This window comes from Enterobacter cloacae complex sp. 394I7, from assembly GCF_057320345.1.
Genome location: NZ_JBXWCR010000027.1, coordinates 1 through 515, shown reverse-complemented (window position 1 = coordinate 515; position 515 = coordinate 1). Strand labels below are relative to the sequence as shown.

At 51.7% G+C, this 515-nt stretch carries 1 protein-coding gene; it reads left to right on the top strand.

Annotated elements, in window-relative coordinates:
* A partial coding sequence (locus AC2FAP_RS24390) for an EF-Tu C-terminal domain-related protein (protein WP_249024994.1) occupies positions 1 to 515 on the top strand: 515 nt, incomplete at both ends.

Here is a 515-nt window from a genome sequence, read left to right as displayed (position 1 = left end):
AAGCCGTTCCTGCTGCCAATCGAAGACGTATTCTCCATCTCCGGTCGTGGTACCGTTGTTACCGGTCGTGTTGAGCGCGGTATCATCAAAGTTGGCGAAGAAGTTGAAATCGTTGGTATCAAAGAGACTGCTAAGTCTACCTGTACTGGCGTTGAAATGTTCCGCAAACTGCTGGACGAAGGCCGTGCTGGTGAGAACGTAGGTGTTCTGCTGCGTGGTATCAAACGTGAAGAAATCGAACGTGGTCAGGTACTGGCTAAGCCAGGCTCAATCAAGCCACACACCAAGTTCGAATCTGAAGTGTATATCCTGTCCAAAGACGAAGGCGGCCGTCATACTCCGTTCTTCAAAGGCTACCGTCCACAGTTCTACTTCCGTACAACTGACGTGACCGGTACCATCGAACTGCCAGAAGGCGTTGAGATGGTAATGCCAGGCGACAACATCAAGATGGTTGTGACGCTGATCCACCCAATCGCGATGGACGACGGTCTGCGTTTCGCAATCCGTGAAGG